General features: G+C 60.3%; 17 protein-coding genes. 10 read left to right on the top strand and 7 right to left on the bottom strand.

Annotated elements, in window-relative coordinates; all coding sequences use genetic code 11:
• Nucleotides 1-34: 34 nt before the first annotated feature.
• The 6 genes from bamA (at nucleotide 35) to lpxB (ending at nucleotide 6,921) form a co-directional block, all read left to right on the top strand.
• Entirely contained in the window at nucleotides 35-2,416 is a 2,382-nt protein-coding gene (bamA, locus tag M0H32_RS03680; protein ID WP_248150813.1) for an outer membrane protein assembly factor BamA, read from the top strand.
• Nucleotides 2,417-2,495: 79 nt separating this feature from the next.
• Nucleotides 2,496-3,533 carry a UDP-3-O-(3-hydroxymyristoyl)glucosamine N-acyltransferase gene (lpxD, locus tag M0H32_RS03685; RefSeq protein ID WP_248150814.1) on the top strand — a complete coding sequence of 346 codons (1,038 nt, stop codon included), beginning with the start codon at nucleotides 2,496-2,498 and terminating at the stop codon, nucleotides 3,531-3,533.
• Between the two features lie 55 nt (nucleotides 3,534-3,588).
• Nucleotides 3,589-4,053 (top strand): 3-hydroxyacyl-ACP dehydratase FabZ, encoded by a 465-nt coding sequence (gene fabZ, locus M0H32_RS03690; protein WP_248150816.1) that lies wholly within the window; start codon nucleotides 3,589-3,591, stop codon nucleotides 4,051-4,053.
• A 6-nt stretch (nucleotides 4,054-4,059) separates the two neighbouring features.
• Nucleotides 4,060-4,857, top strand: a complete 798-nt coding sequence (lpxA, locus tag M0H32_RS03695; RefSeq protein ID WP_248150818.1) for an acyl-ACP--UDP-N-acetylglucosamine O-acyltransferase — start codon at nucleotides 4,060-4,062, stop codon at nucleotides 4,855-4,857.
• A gap of 4 nt (nucleotides 4,858-4,861) precedes the next feature.
• Nucleotides 4,862-5,740, top strand: a complete 879-nt coding sequence (locus M0H32_RS03700) for an LpxI family protein (RefSeq protein WP_248150820.1) — start codon at nucleotides 4,862-4,864, stop codon at nucleotides 5,738-5,740.
• Entirely contained in the window at nucleotides 5,737-6,921 is a 1,185-nt protein-coding gene (gene lpxB / locus M0H32_RS03705; RefSeq protein WP_248150824.1) for a lipid-A-disaccharide synthase, read from the top strand. The genes M0H32_RS03700 and lpxB overlap by 4 nt, the downstream gene beginning before the upstream one ends.
• 100 nt (nucleotides 6,922-7,021) lie before the next feature.
• Here the strand turns inward: lpxB and M0H32_RS03710 are convergent, their stop codons facing one another.
• From M0H32_RS03710 to gltX, 3 genes are all read right to left on the bottom strand, one after another.
• Nucleotides 7,022-9,448 carry a methyl-accepting chemotaxis protein gene (locus tag M0H32_RS03710; protein ID WP_248150827.1) on the bottom strand — a complete coding sequence of 809 codons (2,427 nt, stop codon included), beginning with the start codon at nucleotides 9,446-9,448 and terminating at the stop codon, nucleotides 7,022-7,024.
• Between the two features lie 392 nt (nucleotides 9,449-9,840).
• Nucleotides 9,841-11,133 carry a citrate synthase gene (gene gltA, locus M0H32_RS03715; protein ID WP_248150830.1) on the bottom strand — a complete coding sequence of 431 codons (1,293 nt, stop codon included), beginning with the start codon at nucleotides 11,131-11,133 and terminating at the stop codon, nucleotides 9,841-9,843.
• Between the two features lie 234 nt (nucleotides 11,134-11,367).
• On the bottom strand, nucleotides 11,368-12,792 hold the full coding sequence (gene gltX, locus M0H32_RS03720) for a glutamate--tRNA ligase (protein ID WP_248150833.1): 1,425 nt from the start codon (nucleotides 12,790-12,792) through the stop codon (nucleotides 11,368-11,370).
• Between the two features lie 132 nt (nucleotides 12,793-12,924).
• Here gltX and M0H32_RS03725 point away from each other — a divergent pair, with 132 nt between their 5' ends.
• Nucleotides 12,925-15,336: a ComEC/Rec2 family competence protein gene (locus M0H32_RS03725; protein WP_248150836.1), complete on the top strand. Its 2,412-nt coding sequence runs from the start codon at nucleotides 12,925-12,927 to the stop codon at nucleotides 15,334-15,336.
• 18 nt (nucleotides 15,337-15,354) lie between these two features.
• Here M0H32_RS03725 and lexA read toward each other — a convergent pair whose 3' ends face one another.
• From lexA to M0H32_RS03740, 3 genes are all read right to left on the bottom strand, one after another.
• On the bottom strand, nucleotides 15,355-16,065 hold the full coding sequence (gene lexA, locus M0H32_RS03730; RefSeq protein ID WP_248150839.1) for a transcriptional repressor LexA: 711 nt from the start codon (nucleotides 16,063-16,065) through the stop codon (nucleotides 15,355-15,357).
• A 127-nt stretch (nucleotides 16,066-16,192) separates the two neighbouring features.
• Nucleotides 16,193-16,972, bottom strand: a complete 780-nt coding sequence (locus tag M0H32_RS03735; protein ID WP_248150842.1) for a PPC domain-containing DNA-binding protein — start codon at nucleotides 16,970-16,972, stop codon at nucleotides 16,193-16,195.
• A gap of 92 nt (nucleotides 16,973-17,064) precedes the next feature.
• Nucleotides 17,065-18,645, bottom strand: a complete 1,581-nt coding sequence (locus M0H32_RS03740) for an acyl-CoA synthetase (RefSeq protein WP_248150844.1) — start codon at nucleotides 18,643-18,645, stop codon at nucleotides 17,065-17,067.
• A 150-nt stretch (nucleotides 18,646-18,795) separates the two neighbouring features.
• On the opposite strand from M0H32_RS03740, the gene M0H32_RS03745 reads away from it, so the two are divergent.
• Genes M0H32_RS03745 through M0H32_RS03755 form a run of 3 tightly spaced genes read left to right on the top strand, consistent with a single transcriptional unit; the run spans nucleotide 18,796 to nucleotide 22,689 of the window.
• Nucleotides 18,796-19,605, top strand: a complete 810-nt coding sequence (locus tag M0H32_RS03745) for an alpha/beta hydrolase (protein WP_248150846.1) — start codon at nucleotides 18,796-18,798, stop codon at nucleotides 19,603-19,605.
• A 21-nt stretch (nucleotides 19,606-19,626) separates the two neighbouring features.
• Nucleotides 19,627-21,012: a class II fumarate hydratase gene (gene fumC, locus M0H32_RS03750; protein WP_248150848.1), complete on the top strand. Its 1,386-nt coding sequence runs from the start codon at nucleotides 19,627-19,629 to the stop codon at nucleotides 21,010-21,012.
• A 39-nt stretch (nucleotides 21,013-21,051) separates the two neighbouring features.
• Nucleotides 21,052-22,689, top strand: a complete 1,638-nt coding sequence (locus tag M0H32_RS03755) for an NAD-dependent malic enzyme (RefSeq protein WP_248150850.1) — start codon at nucleotides 21,052-21,054, stop codon at nucleotides 22,687-22,689.
• A 50-nt stretch (nucleotides 22,690-22,739) separates the two neighbouring features.
• Here the strand turns inward: M0H32_RS03755 and M0H32_RS03760 are convergent, their stop codons facing one another.
• Nucleotides 22,740-23,891, bottom strand: a complete 1,152-nt coding sequence (locus tag M0H32_RS03760) for a fumarylacetoacetate hydrolase family protein (RefSeq protein WP_248150854.1) — start codon at nucleotides 23,889-23,891, stop codon at nucleotides 22,740-22,742.
• Nucleotides 23,892-24,009 lie beyond the last annotated feature (118 nt).

Genomic DNA, 24,009 nt, shown 5'->3' on the forward strand with positions numbered 1-24,009 from the left:
GAGGGGTATTTAAAAACAAAGGCATAGCGCAATAATGCAGCGATTGCAGAAACTTACACGGGCCGTGCTGCTTGCAGCAGCCATTTTTTCGATCGGTTCGGCCGTGCCACAGGCCTTCGGGCCGGTGTCTCTGGTGTCCGAGGCTCATGCGGCTGTCGCACGGAGCATCCAGGTCAACGGCAACACCCGCGTCGAGGATGAAACCGTTATCAGCTACATGACCATCGTTCCGGGGCGCTCCTACAGCGCCTTCGATGTCGATGAGAGTCTGAAGGCCCTTTATGCGACGGGCCTGTTTGCCACCGTAGACATCACCCCGCGTGGCAGCACTGTTGTTGTTACGGTTACGGAAAATCCGATCATCAATCGGGTGTCTTTCGAGGGTAACCGCAAGATCAAGGACGACGCGCTGGAAACGGCTGTTCGCTCGCAGCCGCGGTCGATGCTGTCGCGCGCCAAGGTGCAGGCGGACGTTCAGAACATTCTCGAAGCCTATCGCCGCTCCGGACGCTATGGCGCGTCCGTCGAGCCGCAGATCATCGACCGGGGTCAGAACCGCGTCGATCTGGTTTTCGAAATCAACGAAGGCGCCAAGACCGGTGTCGAGCGGATCAGCTTTATCGGCAACAATGCCTTCAGCGACGGTCGCCTGCGCGACGTGATCCGGACCCGTGAAAGCGGCCTGCTCAGCTGGCTGCGTAGCACCGACACCTACGATCCCGACCGTCTGGCGGCGGACGAGGAGCTGCTGCGCCAGTACTACAACAAGAAGGGCTACGCCGATTTCCGGATCGTTTCGGTCAGTGCGGATCTCGATCGCGAGCAGAACATCTTCTATGTGACCTTCACGGTCGACGAGGGCGAGAAGTACGAAATCGGCGATGTCGAGATCGTTTCGACGATCCCGGATGTTGACCCCGAAGAACTTCGTCGTCTCGTCCGCACGAAGAGCGGCCGGACCTTCAACTCCCTGCGTGTCGAGCAGACGGTTGAAGACATCACGCTGCGCGTCTCCGAGGAAGGGTATGCCTTTGCCCGTGTCCGTCCGCGTGGCGCTCGCGATTACGACAACAACACCATTTCCCTGATATATTATATCGAGGAAGGTCCGCGGGCCTATGTTGAACGCATCAACATCATCGGCAACGACCGTACCCGCGAATATGTGATCCGTCGCGAGTTCGATCTTGCGGAGGGCGACGCCTTCAACCGGGCTCTGGTTGACAAGGCCGAGCGCCGCCTGCGCAATCTCGGCTTCTTCGAGAAGGTCTCCATCACCACACAGCAGGGCAGTGCCCCGGATCGCGTCATCGTCAACGTGCGCGTGGAAGAAAAGCCGACCGGTGAAATCTCCTTCGGTGTGGGCTACTCCACCGTCGATGGGGTCATCGGCGATATTTCACTGACGGAAAAGAACTTCCTGGGCCGCGGTCAGTTCGTGAAAGTCGCTGTCGGCGGCGGTACGGACACCCAGTCCTACGAGTTCCGGTTCGTTGAGCCGTTCTTCATGGGGCGCCGTGTTGCTCTGGATCTCGATGCCTACCGCAAGGTCGACGATGCCAATGACTATCGGTCCTTCGATCAGAAGAAGACCGGTGGCGGCTTCGGCTTCACCTTGCCTCTCCGCGAGGAAGAGCTGACCGTGCGTCTGTTCTACAACATCTTCCAGGAGAAGAACTCCGACCCGAACAACAACTCGACCAACATCGGCAACTGTAACACGGCTCAGCTTTCGCTCGCAGTCTGTGACTCGCTTGGCACCTACCTGACGTCTCTGGTCGGTTACGAGCTGCGTTACAACACGCTCGACCAGAACCTGGATCCGACCGACGGCATCTATGCCTCCTTCGGTCAGGAAATTGCGGGCCTTGGCGGCGACAGCTTCTATGTCAAGACCGAAGCTCAGGCCCGTGCCTACAAGGAAATCCTGGCAGACTACGGCCTCGTCGGCAGCGTCTCCGTCCGCGGTGGCAACATCATGGCACTCGGCGACGAACGCCTGCGTGTGTCCGAGCAGTTCATGCTTGGCGGCAATCTGGTCCGTGGTTTTGAGAACCAGGGTATCGGTCCGCGCGATGCGACGACCGATGATGCAATCGGTGGCCGGTTCTTCTTCGCTGCAAGTGCGGAAACGCGGTTCCCGTTCCCGGTCATTCCGAAGGAATTCGGCCTGAGCGGCGCGGTGTTCGCCGATGCGGGCTCCCTGTGGGATGCCGACAGCGGGCTGGTCAATCTGGTGGAAAGAAACGGTGGCCGAATCGACTCCAATGACTTCAACGTGCGTGCCTCGGTGGGCGCTGGGATCCGTTGGAACTCGCCGTTCGGTCCGCTGCGGGCAGACTTTGCCTATCCGCTGGTCAAGGACGATGCCGACAAAACCCAGGTCTTCCGGTTGAGTGGCGGCACCCGCTTCTAAACTGCGGTCATTTGGGATAAAAAGCGGCCGCCGGTCTGATCGGCGGCCGTTTTTGTTGGCTGGCAACAAGGATAACACGATGTCCGAGCCGATATTTTTCGATGCACCTGAGCCGGTGCAGCTGAGTGAGATTGCCGCCTGGGCAGACGCGGAGATTGTGCGCGGCGAACCAGGGCAGCTGATTTCCGGCGTCGCGCCGCTTGAAGATGCCAGTGCAGGCGCGCTGGTCTTTTTCGACAACACAGCGTATCTCAAGCAGCTTGAGACAACCACTGCAGCGGCTTGTCTGGTCGCCAAACGCCACAAGGACAAGGTGCCTGACGGCGTCGCCGTGTTGGTCTGCGCGGACCCCTATCGGTCCTGGGCCTTGGTGCTTGCGCATCTTTTCCCGCAGGCCATGCGGCCTGTTGAACCGGGTGAGGCCTTCATTTCTGACCGGGCGATTGTGGATCCGGCCGCCACGCTGGAGGATGGCGTGACCGTGGAACCGGGCGCCGTGATCGGTGCGGGGGCTGAAGTCGGGGCGGGGACGGTTATCCGCGCGAACGCGGTCATCGGGCGGGGCGTGAAGATCGGCCGGGACTGTGTGATCGGGCCCAATTGCACTGTCCAGCACTCTGTCTTGGGCAACCGGGTCTACCTGCATCCGAGCGTGTCCTGCGGGCAGGACGGTTTTGGTTACGCCATGGGACCGGCGGGGCATTTGAAAGTGCCGCAGGTCGGCCGGGTCATCATCCAGGACGATGTCGAAATCGGCGCCAACAGCACGATCGACCGGGGTGCCAACCGGGACACCATGATCGGTGAGGGCACCAAGATCGATAACCAGGTGCAGATTGGGCACAATGTCGTTGTGGGCCGTCACTGTGTGCTTGTCTCACAGGTCGGCCTGTCCGGCAGTTGCACGCTGGAAGATTTTGTCGCTATTGGCGGTCAGACCGGTGTCCGCGGACATGTGACCATTGGCATGGGCTCTCAGGTGGCCGCCGTCAGCGTTGTCAGCGACGACCTGCCGGCGGGGGGACGCTACGGCGGCACGCCTGCAAAGCCTGTGAAACAATGGTTCCGGGAGGTTGCCGCCCTGAGAAAACTTGCAGAGCGCGGCGGCGGATCGTAAACGATATTTTGAACGAACAATGACTTCGCGGCAGGAACGTGCCCAGGGGTATTTTATGGACGACGCAGAAAACAAGACACTGGCCACTGCAGACATCATGAAGATCATGAAGCTGCTGCCGCATCGCTACCCGTTTCTCCTGATCGACAAGATCATCGAAATGGACGGCGATGACAGCTGCATTGGCATCAAGAACGTCACCATCAACGAACCTCATTTCACCGGACACTTTCCGGAACGGCCGGTGTTTCCCGGCGTGTTGCTGATTGAGGCAATGGCTCAGACCGCTGGCGCGTTGTGTGTCCATGCGCGTGGGGTCGATGCCCCGCCGCAGCTGGTCTACTTCATGACGATCGACAAGGCCAAGTTCCGCAAGCCGGTCGAACCGGGTGACCAGGTTCATTTTCATGTCAGGAAGATCAAGCAGCGCGCCAATATCTGGAAGTTCGACGCGGTGGCCAAGGTCAACGATGTGAAGGTTGCGGAAGCGGAAGTCAGCGCCATGCTGATAGATGCGTGAGGATCTATGACTGAAATTCATCCAACGGCCATTGTCGAAGACGGGGCCGTGATCGGCGAGAACGTTCGCATCGGACCCTATTCGATCGTCGGGCCTGACGTGAAACTCGCCGACGGTGTCACCCTGGAAGCGCATGTCGCCGTTGCCGGTCATACCAGCATCGGAGCAGGGTCGCATATCTTCCCGTTTGCGAGCATTGGCCACAAACCGCAGGATCTGAAATTCGCCGGCGAGGTGACAGAGCTCATCATCGGTGCCAACAACCAGATCCGCGAACATGTCACCATGAACCCCGGCACTGAAGGCGGCGGCGGGGTAACCCGTGTGGGCGACAACTGCCTGTTCATGGTCGGCGCTCATGTCGGTCACGATTGCCAGGTCGGCAACCATGCCATTCTGGCCAACAATGCGACGCTGGCCGGCCATGTCGAACTGGCCGACTTTGTCATTCTCGGCGGATTGAGCGCCGTGCGCCAATGGTCGCGGATTGGCACTGGGGCAATCGTCGGCGGCATGACCGGCGTGGAATTCGATGTCATTCCCTATGGCTCCGTCATTGGTGACCGGGCACGGCTCGCTGGCCTCAATCTGATCGGACTGAAACGCAAGAACCTGCCGCGCGAACAGATCCATGCGTTGCGCGCGGCCTATCGTGCGTTGTTTGAAAATGAAGAGGGCACGCTGCGCAGCCGGGCGGAAGCGCTTGCCGCTGAGCAGAGCGACCAGCCGCTGGTCAAGACGGTTACCGATTTCATCCTGGAAAAGGACGACCGGCGCTTCTGTACGCCGCGGAGCGAAGACTGAGCCGATGTCTGGGGTGACACCGGCTGAGGCGCCGCGCATTGCCCTGATCGCGGGCAATGGCGCCTTGCCATGCCAGATCGCGGATGGGCTCGCGGCGACAGGCCGCGACTTCCGGATCGTTGCCATCAAGGGCGAGGCGGATCAGGCCACCCAGGCACGGGCACATGCCCAACTCGGCTGGGGGGAAATCGGCCGGCTCTACCGGTTTCTCAAGCGCAACGAATGCCAGGAAGTCCTGTTGATCGGCGGTGTGTCCAAACGTCCCGATTTCACGTCCATTCTGGGCGATTTTGGCACCTTGAAACGGCTGCCGACCATCATCCGGGCTTTGGCGGGCGGTGATGACAGTCTGCTGACCAAGGTGATCCGTCTGTTCGAAGACGAGGGGTATCGCGTCGTGGGGATCAAGGATGTGGCGCCACAGCTGCTGGCGTCCAGCGGTGTTCTCGGCAATGTGCAGCCGAAGCAGGCCGATTGGCGTGATGTCGAGCTCGCGCTACGTGCAACACAGAAGCTCGGTGAACTGGATATTGGCCAGGCGGCCGTCGCCGTCGGCGGCCGGGTTGTGGCCCTGGAAGGGGCCGAGGGAACGGATGCGATGCTGCAACGCTGTGCGGATCTCAAGCAACTGGGGCGTATTCGAGCCAAGGGCCGTGCCGGCGTTCTGGTCAAGACGGCAAAGCCCAATCAGGATTTGCGTGTAGACCTTCCGGCGGTTGGCCCGAGAACCATTGATCTGGCTATTGCCGCGGGCCTCGCAGGCATCGCCGTGGAAGCCCATGGGGCTCTGATTGCCGAACGCGCGGAAACCATCGCAAAGGCAAACGCCGCCAGCCTGTTCCTGATCGGCATCGACCGGAACACGGATCTGACACCGGTATGACCGCGGACCAGCCGACCATTTGCATTGTTGCCGGGGAAGAATCCGGAGACCAGCTTGGCTCCGAACTGATGCTGGCGCTGAATGAACGCTTGGGTCCAGGCGCGCGTTACTGTGGCGTTGGCGGCGAGAAGATGACCGCGCTCGGCCTGACGAGCTTCTTTGATATGTCGGATGTCTCGGTGATGGGGCTGACCGCGGTGCTGGCGAGGCTGCCTCTGATCGTGCGCCGGGTGTATCAGACAGTCGATGCGGTGATCGCGGCGGATCCCGATGTGCTTGTGATTGTCGACAGCCCCGATTTCACTCACAACGTCGCCAAACGCGTGCGCAAACGCGCTCCCCATATTCCAATCGTCGGGTATGTCTCGCCGTCGGTCTGGGCCTGGCGGCCGGGGCGGGCACGGAAGATGAGTGTCTATGTGGACGAACTTCTGGCGTTGCTGCCGTTCGAACCGGACGCGCACAAACGCCTGGGCGGCCCGCGCACCCATTATGTCGGTCATCCACTCAGCGAGCACGCCGGGGACCTGCGGCCAGCGGAAGGCGAACGGGCGCCGTTGAGCGAAAGCGAACGCGTGCTCCTGGTCCTGCCGGGCAGCCGGCGCAGCGAGATCGACCGCCTGTTGCCGGTATTCGGCGAAACACTGGGGCTGGTGAAAGAAGCACTGCCGGATGTGAAAATCGTTCTGCCGGCGGTTACCCATCTGAAGGCGCGGATTAAGGAAGGCGTGTCCCACTGGCAGGTTCAGCCCGACATCGTCACCGGGCAGGATGCCAAGAAATCCGCATTCCGGCGTGCACATGCCGCGCTTGCGGCGTCGGGAACCGTCTCGCTGGAACTGGCGCTCTCGGGCGTGCCCATGGTGGTTGCCTACAAAGTCGACTGGTTTTTCAGGCGGCTCAAGGACTTGAACCGCATCTTCAAATTCGCCAGCGTCGATTCCTTCGTCTTACCGAACATCATTCTCGGTAACAAAGCGATTCCCGAATTTCTTGATGACGAGGTCCGGCCGGAGGTGCTTGCCGGGCATCTGATCGACCTGCTGTCGGACACACCAGAGCGGGACAGGCAGGTTGCTGAATTCGCTCGTCTCGACACAGTAATGCAATTGCCAGATGGATATAGCCAGCGCGGCGCAGCTGCGGATATTGTCCTGAAAGCCATGAAACGACCTGAGTGAACGAACCGGCCGCGGATTGGCTGGCCTTGCCAAGCAGACAGAAAAGCCCCGAACGATGATCTCGTCCGGGGCTTTGTTTCAATAGCAGTCGGACTGCTGATCAGGCGTTGGCGACGTTGTCCAGGAACAGGCTGACTTCCTGTTTCAGGCTGTCGGTTTTCTGGGTGAGTTCGCTCGAGGCGCCTAGAACCAGATTGGCGTTCTGGCTGGTCTGGGCGACGGCTTGGGACAGGTCCGACATGTTGGTCTTGACCGAACCCGTGCCTTCGGCCGCCCGCTGAACGTTCACCGAAATCTCGTTGGTCGCTGCGCCCTGCTGCTCCACGGCGGCGGCAATGGTCGAGGTGTATTCGTTGACCTCGTCCATGGTCTGGGTGATTGCCTCGATCGCCGTAACCGCATCCTTTGTGGCGCCCTGGATTTCCGAGATCTGCGAGGAGATCTCTTCCGTTGCCTTGGAGGTTTGGGTGGCCAGTTCCTTCACCTCGGCCGCGACGACCGCGAAACCCTTGCCGGCTTCGCCCGCACGGGCAGCCTCGATGGTGGCGTTGAGGGCCAGGAGATTGGTCTGTTCTGCGATCGCCTGAATCAGGCTGACGACCTCGCCAATCTTGGTTGCAGCTGTGGACAGGCCCTGAACCTTTTCATTGGTGACCTGGGTGCCCTGGGTGGCGCGATCGACCACCTGGGTGGTCTGATTGACCTGGCGAGAAATCTCGGCGATCGACGCGGCCAGTTCTTCGGCGGCGCTGGCCACAGTCTGCACGTTCTGGGTGGCTTCGTCCGTCACCCCATAGGTGCTGTCTGCAAGGCTGGAGCTCTGGCTGGCGATGGCGCTGAGATCCTGCGCGGTGCCGTCCAGTGTATGCGCCGTCTCTGCGACAGACCCAAGAACCTCGGTGGCTTTTTCGCGGAAGGCGGTGATGAGTGCTTCGACGCGGGTCTGGCGTTCCGCGCGCAGCAGCTGTTCCTGCTCGGTCTCGGATTGCAGCTGGAGCCGTTCGACAGCGTTGTCGCGGAAAATCTGCATGGTACGGCTCATGTCACCGATTTCATCACCGCGCTCGATACCGTCAATATCGACGTCAGTGTTGCCGTCAGCCAGCCGCGACATGGTTTCCGTTGTCCGGCGCAGCGGCCGGGTTACCGCGAAATTGAGTGCAACCGCCATGCCGACACCGGCAAGAACGGCGGCCAGGAGCGCAAGCGTGATCACGCCGAGGGCGCTGCTGCTGGATGCTTGCGCTGCAGCGCTCTGCTCTGCGGAAATCTCAGAAATCCGTGCCTGTACAGTTTGCGACTGAGCCTTCATCTCGTCGATCTTGCCGGCCAGCTGGAGCTGGTTGGCGGCAAGTTCGGAAAAGCTTGCGCCGAAGGAGTCGATCGAGGCTTTCACTGCCGGAACCTGGTCCGCAATGGCAGGAAAGTCCTTGGCGCTTTTTTCAAGACGGGAAGCAAGGGTGTTCAGCCCCTCGATGCCCTTGGTCACGGCTGCCTGGGTTGTCTCATCGGGGCTCAGCATGAAGTAAAAGGCCGAGGCCTTGACGGCATTCGCATCCGCTTCGATCTGCATCACCGTGTCGGCGGCGCTGTCAACCACGTAGAAGCGCTGGTTGATCTCATCCGCCTGAGTGTAGACGTTGTCGATGGCGACATTCGCCTGAACGCGAATTTCCTTCACGCTGGTGACAATGGTCTCGAAACCAGCCTTGCCGGCATCTGTGAGATCGAAGATCTCAATGTAGTCCTTGGTCTGCGCCAGCTTGTCCAGGGTCTGTTCCAGTTCAGCTGTTTTCGCTGCCAGCTGAGAAAATTTTCCGGGATCGACACCTTCGAAGCTGTTGGCGGCCATTTGTTTGGCAGAAGGGACCAGGGCCGCGACCCGTTCTTTGATGTCCGCCAGCTGCTTGGCGTTGTTCGCAGCCGCATTGAACAGGTTCTGCAGAGTAAGAGATTCTTCCTGGAAACCGGCGGCTGCCTGTCCGACCTTGTTGGCCAGAACCAATGTCTTGCGGGCATTGGTCTCGTCCTGGCTGACGCCGTCGCGGGCCATCAGGGACTTGCCGAGGATCTGGGAGGCGGCCTGTTCGAGGTTTTGAACGGCGCCTTCGAGTTGGGCTTGTTTCTCTGACTGGGTCTGGGTCAGGCCGACAACTTTTTCGAAAGCCTCCTGGAAGCTCCTGACGGCCTCGGCGGCTTCCTCGACGGGCGCTTGCGCTTGCGGGTCCGACATGAGTTGCGCCTGAAGGACATTCAGTTCGCCGCTCAGGATGCCGATGTCTTCAAGGGTAGCCTGTGCGGATTTCATGTCCTGTGTCGACAGGAAGTCTTCACGCTTGCTGGCAAGGTTCTGAAGCTGCGCGATTGTGGAGGTCGACTGCTTGGCGACTTCCATGCGTTCCGACAGTGTCATTACACTGTAGGCGCCCACACCACCGACAATACCGGTAAGTGCGACCACGGCGGCAAAGCTGCCGCCGACTTTTACGCCAAATTTCAGATCAGAAGCGAAATTCAGGAATTTCATATTAACCCCTCAAGACCCCGAGCGCGTTCCACGCCAACTTATTGCGGAGTATGCTAGGCAATGATTCCTTATTATTTGTAAAAATTCTCAAGATCTAAATATATGATAGTATTTGTCACTTTTCAATAGAGTAGTATTTGATCCGAACTTCATAACTAAAATTTTAGTAGAGGAGAAACGTGTGTGGCGATGTTGAGCGTGATGCATTTCTGGTTTTGAGTCAGAATTCGTGAAACTCTTATTTCCCGATGACTGGGATCTGAAAGCCTTGTTCGTGACGGAGTCCAAAGTAGGAATATGTTTTCTTGAATATGGCTCTGTTCCGTTAGGGTAAAAGAAAAACGCCCCCGGAAACCGGGGGCGTTTTCAATAACAGGGATTCGCCGGATGGCTCAGCGGCGCTGATCGATCGGCGTGTAGTCGCGCAGTTTGGCGCCGGTGTAGAGCTGACGCGGGCGGCCGATGCGCTGGGACGGATCCTCAACCATTTCCTTCCACTGGGCGATCCAGCCCACGGTACGTGCCAGAGCGAACAGAACGGTGAACATGGTGGTCGGGAAGCCGAGCGCCCGAAGCGTGATGCCCGAATAGAAGTCGATATTCGGATAGAGCTTCTTGTCGACGAAATATTCGTCGTTGAGCGCGATCTTCTCCAGTTCCATGGCGACGTCCAGCAGCGGATCGTCCTTGATGCCGAGTTCGCCGAGCACTTCATGCGTGGTTTTCTGCATGATGCGCGCGCGCGGGTCGTAGTTTTTATAGACCCGGTGGCCGAAGCCCATCAGGCGGAACGGATCGTTCTTGTCCTTGGCGCGGGCGACGAATTCCGGGATCCGGTCGACGGAGCCGATTTCCGACAGCATGTTCAGTGCGGCTTCGTTGGCGCCGCCATGAGCGGGGCCCCAGAGACAGGCAATGCCGGCCGCGATGCAGGCAAACGGATTGGCGCCGGAAGACCCGGCAAGCCGGACAGTTGAGGTCGAGGCGTTCTGTTCGTGGTCCGCATGCAGGATGAAGATACGGTCCATGGCACGGGCCAGAACCGGGTTCACCTTGTATTCCTCGCAAGGCACCGCGAAGCACATGTGCAGGAAGTTGGCGGCATAGCCAAGGTCGTTGCGCGGGTAAACGAACGGTTGGCCGACATGGTATTTATAGGCCATGGCGGCGATGGTCGGCATCTTGGCGATCATGCGCAGAGAAGCGACCATCCGCTGATGCGGATCTGTGATGTCCGTGCTGTCATGGTAGAAGGCTGACAGGGCGCCGACTGTACCGACCATGACGGCCATCGGGTGCGCGTCCCGGCGAAAACCGGAGAAGAACCGGTTCATCTGCTCGTGGATCATCGTGTGATAGGTGACCCGACTCACGAAGTCGTCCTTCTGTGCCTTGGTCGGCAATTCGCCATAAAGCAGCAGGTAGCAGGATTCCAGGAAGTCGCCGTGATCGGCGAGCTGTTCGATCGGATACCCGCGATAAAGCAGCGTGCCCTCGTCACCGTCGATATAGGTGATCTTGGATTCGCACGATGCGGTTGAGGTGAAACCAGGGTCGTAGGTGAACATGCCCGTGTCCTTGTACAAGGACGAGATGTTCACGACAGACGGTCCGATGGATCCGTCAAGTACGTCGAAATCGTGGGCGTTGCCACCGACGTTGAGCTTGGCGTTGTTGTCGGCCATTCAGAAACCCCTCTGCGTTAACCGGATGTGCCGTGTTGGTTTTCGACCTCTTGGCAGAGGTCCCGTTTCCGGATGCCGGACGGCACTTGAGACATTTTCGCGTCTTGGGTAGCCCATTTACTGCACTGCCGCAAGCTGGCCGATCTAACGCTTTGGTCAAAGGCCGGTTTTCAGCGCGCGCCGGATAGGCCGGCGCGCGGAATTCTGCCAAAAACGCTTGGTCAGATTGCCTGGTCAGGCCGCCTGATCCTGTATGCGAGCAAGGGATTCTTCCCGTCCAAGGGCGATCAGAACATCATAAATACCGGGTGACGTGCCACGGCCGGTGAGTGCGGCGCGCAACGGCTGGGCCACCTTGCCCAGTTTAAGCTCTTTTTGCTCGGCATAGGCCTTCACGGCCGCTTCCAGCGGTTCCGCTGCCCAGTCGGCAACACCGGTAAGAACGCCATGCAAATCAGCCAAGATGGCCTTTGCGTCGCTGTCCAGAATCTTCTGGGCCTTTTCATCGGTGTCCAGCGGCCGCTGGCGCCACAGATAAGACGCACTTTCGGTGAGCTCTACCAGGGTCTTGGCACGTTCCTTCAGGCCGGGAAGCGCGGTGAGGGCGGTTTTTTCGTGTGCCGGATCGGCCATCCAGTTCAGCACGGTCTCGCTGTTCTCGGCATGGGCGAGATAGACCTTCCAATGATCGAGCAGCTCCGCATCGTCCGTTGCGCGCATGTAGTGGCCGTTGAGATTTTCCAGCTTCTTGAAATCGAACCGGGCCGCGGACTGGCCGACGGCATCCATGCCGAACCACTTGATCATGTCCTCAAGGGACATGATTTCCTCGTCGCCGTGGCTCCAGCCGAGGCGGGCAAGGTAATTGCGCATGGCCTGCGGCAGATAGCCCATGGCGCGATAGGTTTCCGCGCCAGTGGCGCCGTGGCGCTTGGACAGCTTGGCGCCGTCCGGTCCGTGAATAAGCGGAATATGCGCCATCGCCGGCACGTCCCATCCGAGCGCCTTGAAGATCAGGGTCTGCCGGGCGGCATTGGTCAGGTGGTCGACGCCGCGGATGATGTGGGTGATGCCCATGTCGTGATCATCGACCACGACGGCGAGCATGTAGGTCGGCGTACCGTCGGAGCGCATCAGCACGAAATCGTCGAGATCCTTGTTCGGGATCACCACGCGGCCCTGGACCATGTCGTCGACCACGGTCTCGCCGTCCTGCGGTGCCTTGATGCGAATGACCGGATCGACGCCTGCCAGAGCTTCGGAAGCGTCCTTCTCGCGCCAGGTTCCGTCATAGCGCGGCGGCTTGCCTTCGGCGCGGGCTTTCTCGCGCATGGCGTCGAGTTCTTCCGGCGACGAATAGCAGCGATAAGCGGTGCCGTCGGCAAGCATCTGTTCAACGACTTCCTTGTGCCGGCCGACGCGTGAAAACTGGGAAATAGGGTCTCCGTCCCAGTCGAGACCGAGCCAGGAGAGACCGTCCAGAATGGCATCGACCGCCTCCTGTGTGGACCGGGCCCGGTCCGTATCTTCGATGCGCAACAGCATCTTGCCGCCGGCGTGTTTGGAGAACAGCCAGTTGAACAGCGCGGTGCGAGCGCCGCCAATATGCAGGAAGCCGGTCGGGGACGGTGCGAAACGCGTGACGATGTCTTGTGCCATGGTGCTTTTTGAAAGTCTCTGTCAGAATGGCGGCGCGGAAAACGCCGGATTGGTGGCGCGGTCTTAGCACAGGCTTTGCAAAGGCTAAATAGCCGGTCCGGTCGTTTCTGCCGCATGTCGGTAGGAGGAACGGTGGCAATCGGCTCGCAACCTCGGCCACACGATGACAGCCGTCTGGAGACGGCAACCCTCGACGCAACGCAAACCGTAATACCGGACCATGGTAGGGTCCATGGAACCGGACGGCCAGCGTCTCTCGTTGCCGCGTTGCTGTTTCGCGCTCTCGACACCGGTGCGGAGGTTTCCACCGCGACGCGGTTCTGGGAGGAGCAGGGCCTGTTATGGTGTGCTTTCGCTTTTGCCGCGGGAATTGCCCTTTATGCCATTTTGCCGGATGAGCCCTCCCGTTTTGTCGTGGCGCTGCTGCTTGCCGGGGCGGGTTTGACGGCCTTTGCCGCCTTGCGCAGGCGTGTGCCAGGATGGCGAACAGCGTTGTTCCTGGCCTTTCTGGCCGGACTTGCGGCCGGAGCCGTGCGCACGCTCAGCGTCGATGCTCCAAGACTGGCGGAGCCGATGACGGTCTCGCTCAGCGGCCGGGTCTTGGAGCGGCAGGCGGATCCGAACCATGTCCGTCTGGTTCTTGCGGTGGAAACAGTAGATAACCGGCATGTGGCCGCACCGGACTTTCCGGAGAAGATACGTATCAGGGTTCCGAAGGACAGCGCCGGCCAGGTCGGCGAGCGCATTCGGCTCAGTGGACGGTTGTTTCCGCCTCCAGGGCCCGTCCATCCGGGGGGCTACGACTATTCCTTTCGCGCCTATTTCGACCGGATCGGCGCGACCGGCTTCAGTTTCGGTCCTGCCGAACGTCTGGGGCCGGTCGGTGGTTCTCCTGGCCTGCACGCGGCCGCTCTGGTGGCGCAGTTGCGCACAGGCCTTGCGGAAAGCATTCGCGAGAGTTTGCGGGACGGGCCGGAAGAGGCGCTGATCGTCGCGGTCCTGGTTGGGGATCGCAGCGGTATTTCAGAAACCCAGGAAGAGGTGCTGCGCGCGGCTGGGCTCGCCCATATCCTGGCCATTTCCGGCTTGCACATGGCACTTTTCGCCGGAGGCGCTTATGGCGGCGTTCTGCTTCTGCTTGCGCTGATACCGTCCCTGGCGCTGCGCTGGCCGACGCAAAAATGGGCGGCGTTGGTCGCGCTGGCAGCAGCCACGATTTATCTGCTCCTGTCAGGGGCAGGCCTTGCAACGCAGCGATCGTTTCTGATGATCGCTCTGGTCTTTCTCGGCATTCTGATCGGGCGAAGGGGTCTGACGCTGCGCAGCGTGGCCTTGGCCGGGCTGGCGCTGCTGATACTTGCGCCGGAGCGGCTGTTTCATCCCGGATTCCAAATGTCCTTTGCGGCCGTGATCTGTCTGGTAGCGGTCTATGATCTCTGGAGGCGGCGCGAGCGTGGCCTGGAAACGAGACCGGAGGGGCGGGGCCTCGCCGCAACGGCGTTGGCGTTTGTCGGTCGATGGGGGGCCGGTTTGCTTGTGACGGCGCTGGTTGCGGGGCTGGCGACCGGGATCATCGGCGCCTATCATTTCGGCCGGGTCGCGCCTTTCGGTGTCATTGGCAACATGCTTGGCATGCCGGTATTTTCCCTGCTTGTCATGCCGATGGGTGTCCTTGCGCTTGCGCTGATGCCGTTCGGGTTTGCCGCGCTGCCTTTGAGCCTGATGTCCCTCGGTGTTTCGGTTCTGTTGAAGATTGCCGAATTCACGGCAGGTCTTGACGCGGGCGCCGGCATGCTGGGCAAGCTTGAGGGCTCTGCCGCGCTGCTTCTAACCTCGGCGCTGTTTATCGGATTGCTTCTGCCGGGGCGTGCGCGCCTTATTGCGTTTTTGCCTCTAATGACGGGTGCGGTAATCGCCGGTGTGTCACGGCCACCCGACATTCAGATCCCGGCCGCCGGTCTGCGGTTGGCCGCGCGCGACGCCTCCGGATCTCTGCATTTTTCCGGGCGCGGAAATTCGTTTCTGAACGATCTTTGGTATCAGGTGGAAGGTGTGCCGAAGAGCGCGATTGGATCGCGCAAGATGACATCGCTTCAACGGCGATGCGACCGTGACGGCTGTGTCATCACTTCCTACCCCCGCGTCTCAGAACGCGGCGGTCTGACAGGGCCGCTATCTCCGCTCACCATCGCGGCACCAAAGGACCTTGAAGCCTTGGAATTCGATTGCAAATACGCCGATATTATCGTGACCGACCTAATTGTGCGGGGGAGATGCGGCGGAGCCCTGATTCTGGATCAGGAAATCCGGTCGGGACGGGGCGCGGTGTCCGTCTGGCTTACTGTTCGGCCGTCAGGTGCCGGTCCACCTGACAAGGCCGCCTTGGCTGTTCCATCGCCGCAGTCGTTACCGGCAGCACCTGGAACCAAACCGGTCATCGAACACTTGAAATACGCCATCCCGGATCCCCCGCGGCCCTGGCACAGGCCAGGGCGGGTGACGCGTCAAACGTTGCGGCGGGCCATCCGCGGCGACAGCCCCTGACCAGCTTGTCGGCCGGGATCAATACTGGCGGAACAGGGCGACCAGCCGGCCTTGCACGCGAACGCGGCCGGGGCCGAAGATGCGTGTCTCATAAGCAGGATTGGCGGCTTCCAGGGCAATAGAGGCGCCTTTCTTGCGCAGCCGCTTCAAGGTTGCCTCTTCATCGTCGACAAGAGCCACAACGATGTCGCCGCTGTCCGCGCTGTCGGTCCGGCGGATCAGCACCGTGTCGCCATCGAGAATGCCGGCTTCGATCATGGAATCGCCGCGCACTTCAAGCGCGTAGTGCTCGCCCTTGCCAAGCAGTTCCGGCGGAACGGTGATCGAGTGGCTGTGGGTCTGAATGGCTTCGATCGGCACGCCGGCGGCAATGCGACCCATGACCGGAATTTCCATCCCAACGGAAACGGGTTGCTCGACGGGTTTGGGGGCTTCGGGCTTGCCGAGCGAGCCTTCGATGACCTCTGGCGAGAAACTGCCACGCGGTCTCGGCGCGCCAAGCCCCGGTGCGATCGAATCCGGCAGGCGCACCACTTCCATGGCGCGAGCCCGATTCGGCAGGCGCCGGATGAAGCCGCGTTCCTCCAGCGCCGTGATCAGGCGGTGAATGCCGGATTTCGACCTGAGATCCAGCGCATCTTTCATTTCATCGAAAGATGGCGGAACACCGGTTTCTTTCAGTCTTTCGTGAATGAACATGAGCAGTTCGTACTGCTTGCGCGTCAACATATCGGCATCCCCTGACCGCGAATTAGGCTGGTACAAATCGAGAACATGGTACCTGTTCTCATTGTGTTCTGCAAGGGTAAATGTTCTCTTACTGTTCTTGGCGCTGCGTTGCGTCGAGAACCAGAAGTTAACGGGCGCGATCTGCGCGCCGGATCAGAAGCTCGCAAGTGACCAGTGTCGGGGCCTGACCCGGCAGGACGGAGCCCTGGTGGAGACTGCCGTTCAGGTCGATGCAGCGGACCGGTATTGCGAGACCGCGGGATCCGTCATCCCCCGCACCCGACAGCAGGAGAATTTCCGAGATTAAACCGGTCATGGCCCGGTCGCCGGCAAAGGCCGCGCCCGCAAGGCTGCCCAGTCCCATGACCTGATAGGATGGCGCTGAGAGTTGGTCGGCCAAGTCCGAGACGCTGTGGTGAAGATCGGCGAACGGAGCCAGAGTGGTGATCAGGGCATTCTCCCGGATTGCGTCGGCTGAGGCCTCGTCCGCACGAACGCGAAACAGGGTGAATTCCGTTTCCGGGTCTGGTGCGGCCTCAAAGGCTGCTCCCTTTACCCCGTGTCCGGTGATCGTTGCGGGTGCGGAGGCCGCCAGGGTCGCGGGCAGCAGATGGCCAAGATGTTCCTTGCCGCCTTCGCGCCAGTACGCGTGGATATGGGCGAACCAGGCACCATCGCGCCAGCCCAGAATGGCGACGGCTGCCGTCAAGGTGGCGCCAGCCGAGGAATGGGTCTCGCTGTACCAGGCCGCGTGGCGGTCGTCGATCGCCCGGTCGGGCATGACATAGTCGAAAGCTGCAAGCGATACGCCTGCCAGGTTCAGCACAGCTGACGCATATCCTTCCGCTTCCGCCCAATGGCCCAGCGCTTCCAGAAGCGGCCGGCCGCCGGTGACCTCGAAGGACACGGCATCTGCCTGACAGAGTACAAAAGGATGCCGGTTCGCCGCGCGCGAACCAGGGTGCTTGATATCCGCCAGAGTGGCGGGGGCGGGCCGTCTCACAACAGGCCTCGCTCACTCAGGTGTTCGCGCACCAGTTTCTTGGTGATCTTGCCATAGGCACTGGTGGGCATTTCCTCGATGAAGAGATAACGCGCCGGCATCTTGTAGCGGGCCACCTGGCCGTTCAGAAAATCCGAGAGAACTGCCGGGTCAGGCGTTTCCCCGGCAACAGCCACGCAGACGGCAAGACCGATTTCGCCCCATTGCGGATCCGGGATACCAAGGATCGCCACCTCGGAAATCTGCGGATGCGTGAGCAGAACCTCTTCCACCTCCTTTGGATAGACGTTTGAGCCGCCGGAAATATACATGTCCGAAGCCCGGCCGGTCAGATAGAGGAAGCGCTCCTCGTCCATGTGGCCGATATCCCCGGTTCGGAACCAGCCGTTGCGAAAGGATTTGGCGTTTGCGGCCTCGTCTTCCAGATAGCCCGCGCAGACAGCGGCACCGATGACACAGACCTCACCGGTCTGGTGCGGTGGCAGGTGGTTGCCGTCTTCGTCCTGAATGGAAACCTCGATGCCGGTGCGTTCCGTGCCGCAGGTACCGGCCCGTGTCCCAGGGCCGTCGTCCAGATGATGGTCCTGGGGCCGCAGTACCGTGATGTTGCCGGTCACCTCACCAAGGCCGTAATATTGCACCAGGACGGGGCCGAGCTTCTGCAGTGCGGTCTTCTGGTCCTCCCGGTACATGGGCGCGCCGGCATAGATCACGTGACGCAGGCTGGAATGGTCATGGAGGTCCACCGCGGGATCCTCGACCAGGCGTTTGACGATGGTGGGCACCGTGAAGAGGTTGCTGACCCGGTGTTTCTCGATCAGGTCAAACGCGACGGCCGGATTGAAACCGCCTCTTGGCATCAGCACATGCGCCGACCCGGCGGACAGCTGGGCGATCTGCTGCAGACCTGCGCCATGGGACAGGGGCGCGATCACCAGAGAGGCATCTTCTTCGGTGGTTCCCGGTATGAGATCGGCCATGTAGTTGACGCAGACAAAGCCGATCTGCCCGTGACTGAGCACCACTGCTTTCGGCCGCCCAGTTGAGCCGGAGGTGAAGAACAGCCAGCAGGGATCGGTATAATCGACTTCTGCATTGGCGATTGTCTTTCCCAGATGCCGCGACACCAGCACTTCGTAGCTGTCGCCGAAATCGCTCTCGCCGATGCTGATGCAGCCGGAGAGATCCGGTGATGCCGACCGGACGGCGGTGGCCTGGGCAGCAAAGCCCGCATCGCAGACAAAGACCTTCGCTTTGGCCTTTTGCGCGGCATAGGCGGTCTCCGCTGGGGCCTGACGGAAATTACAGGGCACCCAGATGGCCCCGAGTCGAAAGGCGGCCAGCATAATCTCGGTCATCTGGTTGGAGTTTTCCGCCTGCACCAGAAGGCAGTCGCCCTTGCCGAGGTCGTAACTGGATTGCAGCGCGCAGGCGAGGGCGGAGACGCGTGCATCGAGCTCCATCCAGGTCCAGGTGCTGCCTTCCCAGACAATGGCGGGCCGGGCCGGCCAGCGGGCTGCGTTTCTGGTCAGGAAATGCGCCAGATTTATCACTCGATTGGAACAGCGCGCCACCATAAGCGTTTCGTCTCCCGTCCTGGTGTTTTTAAGACGTTAGGTCGGCTCGCTCCGATTTGACAAGGCGTCGATGAAAGCAAGTCATTCCGCTTTCACGGCAAATCGTGCAGGATGCCGCGCACATGTTGAAATTCATGCTTGAGGCTGTTGATGACTGAGACGCTGATTACCGATTGGGACGATGCCTACGCCAACGCGGCGCATATTCCGGGAGCGGAAGACTTTATTGCGCGCTGGGCTGGCGATTCGGAGGCGTTCCGGAAATCCTGGATGGAGAAGGATCTCGATGTCGTCTATGGCGACGGCCCGCGGAACCGGTTCGATGTCTTTCGCCCGGAGAGGAAGTCGAAAGGGCTCGTCGTCTTTGTGCATGGTGGCTACTGGATGAAATTCGACAAGAGCTATTGGTCGCATTTCGCCGCTGGCCCTCTGGCCAAGGGCTGGACCACATGCCTGCCGTCCTATGACCTGGCGCCGGAGGTTCGCATCGCCGACATCACCCGGCAGATTGCGTCTGCGATTGCCAAGGCTGCCAGCCGTGTCGAAGGTCCCATCAGGCTGGCGGGCCATTCAGCCGGTGGACATCTCGTCACCCGCATGGTCTGTGAGGACAGCCTGTTGCCGCAGGATGTCCTGGACCGGATCGAACGGGTCGTCTCCATCAGCGGCCTCCATGACCTGCGCCCGCTCCGGAACACCCGGATGAACGATGCGTTCCAGATGAGCGAGGAAGACGCGATCGCCGAGAGTCCGGCTTTGAAGAAACCGGCCACCGAGTGTCCGGTCATTGCCTGGGTCGGCGGTGCGGAACGGCCGGAGTTTCTGCGGCAGTCCCAATTGCTTGCGGAAGCCTGGCCGAATGCACGCTATCATGAGGATCCCGAGCGGCACCATTTTGATGTCATCGACGGCCTGAAGGATCCGGAGAGCAGTCTTACGTCAAGCCTTCTGGAAAGCTAGACCGACAGTCAGGAGAGCACCATGCGCAGCGAAAGTGACAGCCTTGGCGAGATCGAGGTTCCCGAGGACAAATACTGGGGCGCGCAGACGCAGCGCTCCCTGGAGCATTTTTCCATCGGCAACGACCTGATCCCGATCGAGCTCATCCATGCCTATGGCATCCTGAAAAAGGCGGCCGCGCTGACCAACGTGGACCTGGGGCTGTTGCAGCCGGACCTGGCCGACCTGATTGTCCGGGCTGCCGAGGAAGTCGCGGACGGACAGCTGGATGCGCATTTCCCGCTGCATGTATGGATGACGGGTAGTGGCACGCAGTCCAACATGAATGTCAACGAGGTGATCTCCAATCGGGCGATCGCACTCGCTGGCGGAGTGCTCGGCAGCAAGGATCCGGTGCATCCGAACGATCACGTCAACATGTCCCAGTCGTCGAACGATACGTTTCCGACCGCCATGCATATGGCCGCAGCGATCCAGACGACCCACCGGTTGCTTCCGGGAGTAGAGACGCTGCACGAGAGCCTGAAGGCCAAGTCGGACGAGTGGGACGACATCATCAAGATCGGCCGCACCCACATGCAGGATGCGACACCGCTGACGCTCGGACAGGAGTTTTCCGGCTATGCTGAAATGCTGCGCCAGAACATTGACCGGATCACCCATGCGCTGAAGGACGTCTATTCTCTGGCGCTGGGCGGGACCGCTGTCGGCACGGGCATCAACACCCACCCGCAATTTGCCGAGAAATCCGCCGCAAAGATTGCCGAGTTGACGGCGCTTCCCTTTGTCAGCGCGCCGAACAAGTTCGCTTATCAGGGAAGTCACGATGCCCTGGTGATGCTGAGCGGCGCCCTGCGTACGCTTGCTGTGTCCCTGTTCAAAATCTCGAACGATATTCGCCTTCTGTCCTGCGGTCCGCGTTGCGGGTTCTACGAATTGAAGATCCCCGCCAACGAGCCAGGCTCCTCGATCATGCCTGGCAAGGTCAATCCGACCCAATGCGAAGCTCTGGCCATGATCGCCGCACAAGTGATGGGAAATGATGTTTCGGTGGGGATCGGTGGTTCTGGCGGTTATCTAGAGATGAATGTCTACAAGCCGCTGATGATCAATGCCATTCTTCAGTCGGTTCGGATCATGGGAGATGGCTGCAGCAACTTTGCCAAGTTCCTGGTCGATGGCATGGAGCCGAACCGGAAGAAGATCACCGAATACCTGGACCAGTCCTTGATGCTGGTGACGGCGCTTAGTCCGGTGATTGGCTATGACAAGGCCAGTCATGCGGCGCACTATGCGTTTGACAAGGACCTGACCCTGAAACAGGCCTGCCTGGAACTCGGGTTTGTCGATGAAGCCGAATTCGACAAGGTGGTCGATCCGGCGAAAATGATCCATCCATCGCTTTAGGAATGGTGCCGCTCCCGGTGTTATGCAGAGGAGAAGTCGATGAAAGCATCTCGTAATGGCAAGACAGGCCTCGATCTGATCCACGATCCCGTATTGAACAAGAACACGGCTTTCACCAGGGAAGAGCGTGAGAAATACGGTCTACTCGGTTTGCTGCCGGCTGTGGTGGAAAGCCTTGATCAGCAGGTTCAGCGCGTTTTGATGCAGCTGACCCATAAACACAGCGACATGGACCGATTCGTCTATCTGACCGGGTTGCTCGATACCAATGAGACGCTCTTCTACAAGGTCATCATGTCGGATCCGACCAGGTTCCTGCCGATTGTCTATGATCCCACCATCGGCGAAGCCTGTCTGAAGTTCGGTCACATCTACCGGCGTTCGAGGGGCATGTATTTGTCGATCGCGCACAGGGGGAGTGTCAGCAAGGTTCTCGCTGACTGGCCAGACAAGGATGTGCGCTTCATCTGCGTGACCAATGGCGGGCGGATCCTCGGACTTGGGGATATTGGCGCCAATGGCATGGGCATTCCGATCGGCAAGCTGCAGCTCTACACTGGAGCGGCAGGGGTGCCGCCGGCGCACCTGTTGCCGTTGTTTCTGGATGCGGGCACAAACAACGAGCAGCTGCTGGAGGACCCGCTCTATCTCGGCATCCGTCAGAAACGGCCGCCGACGGAAGAGCTCTATCCGTTTGTCGACGAATTCGTCGCGGCCGTACAGGAACGTTATCCCGACTGTTGCATCCACTTCGAGGACTGGACCGGCAGTGACGCGGTACATCTGCTCGCGCGCTATCGCGACAAGGTCTGTTGTTACAATGACGATATCCAGGGAACCGCCGGCATTACGCTGGCGGGGCTTATCAATGCGCTAAAGATCAAGGGCGGTTCTCTCAAGGACGAAACCATTTTCTTCGCTGGTGCCGGCTCGGCGGGTATCGGACTGGCGGATCTTCTGGTCTCGGAAATGGTTTCGGAAGGTCTTGCGGAAGAAGAGGCTCGGTCCCGGATCTGGATGTATGACGTCAATGGCCTGCTGCAGTCCGAGCGGGATGACCTTTTCGATTTTCAGCGCAAATATGCCCACAAACACGCGCCGACCCGCGACCTGACCACGGCAATCAAATCCGTCAAACCGACCACGTTGATCGGCGTCAGCACGGTCGGGGGACTGTTCACCCGGTCCGTTGTGGAAGCGATGGCCGAGATCAATGATCGTCCGGTTGTTTTCGCCCTGTCCAATCCAACCGACCATGCCGAATGCACGGCCGAACAGGCCTACCAGTGGACCAAGGGCAGGGCGATTTTTGCGGCCGGTGTTCAGTTCCCACCCGTTGACTATGCCGGTGAGACCTACCGGGCGGGGCAGGCGAACAATCTATATATCTTTCCGGCGGTGGCCATGGCGATCTATGCGACCAGGGCGAAACGCGTCACGGATGATATGTTCATCGAGGCGGCGAAAGCCGTCGCCGATCAGGTGCCGGACAAGCTGTTGTCCCAGGGCACGTTGTTTCCGCCACAGTCCGACATACTGGAGACCTCTGTCAAAACGGCGGCCCGGGTGGCAAAAACCGTTTTCGATGCCGGATTGGCGCAGGTGCCACAGCCGGCGGACCTGGAAGACTTTGTCAGGAAGCATCTCTACGACGCAAGCTATCCCGAGCTCGACTGAGGGGCGCAACCGGTTTGAGGGCAGGGCGGGTGCATCGTCGCCCCGCCTCTTCAAAGCATTCCGCGCTGGGCGAGATTGCGCATCAGATGACTGATGCCGAAGGTCCATTCCGGGCAGTCTGTCGAAAGATTGACGGTGTTGCACAAACTGCCCAGACCGGGTGCGGCGATGGTGACGACATCGCCGATTTTGTGTGTGAAGCCTTGCCCTGCCACGTCCCGGTCCATTGTCGGCGCAAAGAGAGTGCCCAGAAACAGCATCAACCCGTCCGGATACTGGTGGTGCCGGCCGATGGCCTGGGACACAAGGTCCTCCGGATCGCGGCTGATTTCGCGCATGGAAGACCGCCCTTCAAGGATAAATCCGTCTGGTCCTTCGACAGTCAGTGCGAGCTCGGCCTTGCGCACATCGTCGAGGGCGTAGCCATCGTCGAACAGCCGGATCATCGGGCCGATGGCACACGAGCCGTTATTGTCCTTGGCTTTGGAGAGCAAAAGCGCGGAGCGGCCCTCGATGTCACGCAGATTGACGTCGTTGCCCAGCGCGGCGCCGACGATGCGGCCATTTGAGGAAACGGCAAGCACCACTTCCGGTTCCGGGTTGTTCCAGGTGGAAATCGGGTGCAGTCCGACCTCGGCGCCCGGCCCCACAGAGGACAGGACCTGGGCCTTTGAAAAGATCTCGGCATCCGGCCCGATGCCAACCTCCAGATAGGGGCTCCACACATCGGCGTCGATCAGGGTCTGTTTGACTTGCGCCGCCTCCGGCGATCCGGCCCTGATGTTGCGCAGGCTGTCACCGATGACAGCGCTGACCCGCTGCCTGATGGTATCTGCCTTTTGTGCGTCACCCGCTGCGAGTTCTTCGATCACTCGCTCGACCATCGAATTGGCAAAGGTCACGCCGCAGGCCTTGATGGCCTGCAGGTCGCAAGGCGCCAGAAAATGGACCAAAGAAGGGTCGCCGACACAGGCTTCTGCGACGGTTTCCAGGGGCGCGATGGCGTGACCTTCAGCCTGGGCAACATACCCTGCGGGATCGTCCATCTCGCAAATGTCGCGTACGGTCGGCGCCGTCTTGCATGTGATGTCGATGACCTCGTCGTCGCGCAAAGTCACGACGGCCGGGCCATTTGCGTCTGGACACCAGACTCGGCCGAGATAGGTTCCGGTTGCCAATTCGTCTTGTGTCAATATGCTCATAGGACCTCGAGTACGGGCAAACGTACGGTGTCGGGAATACGAGCTTGTCTGCAAATGCGGCGCTTGTCCAACGGCTAATACCAGCCTCAATAGATTGGAACCCATCTGATGGCGCTGG

It is taken from the genome of Roseibium sediminicola (genome assembly GCF_023156505.1).
GTDB classification, from domain to species: domain Bacteria; phylum Pseudomonadota; class Alphaproteobacteria; order Rhizobiales; family Stappiaceae; genus Roseibium; species Roseibium sediminicola.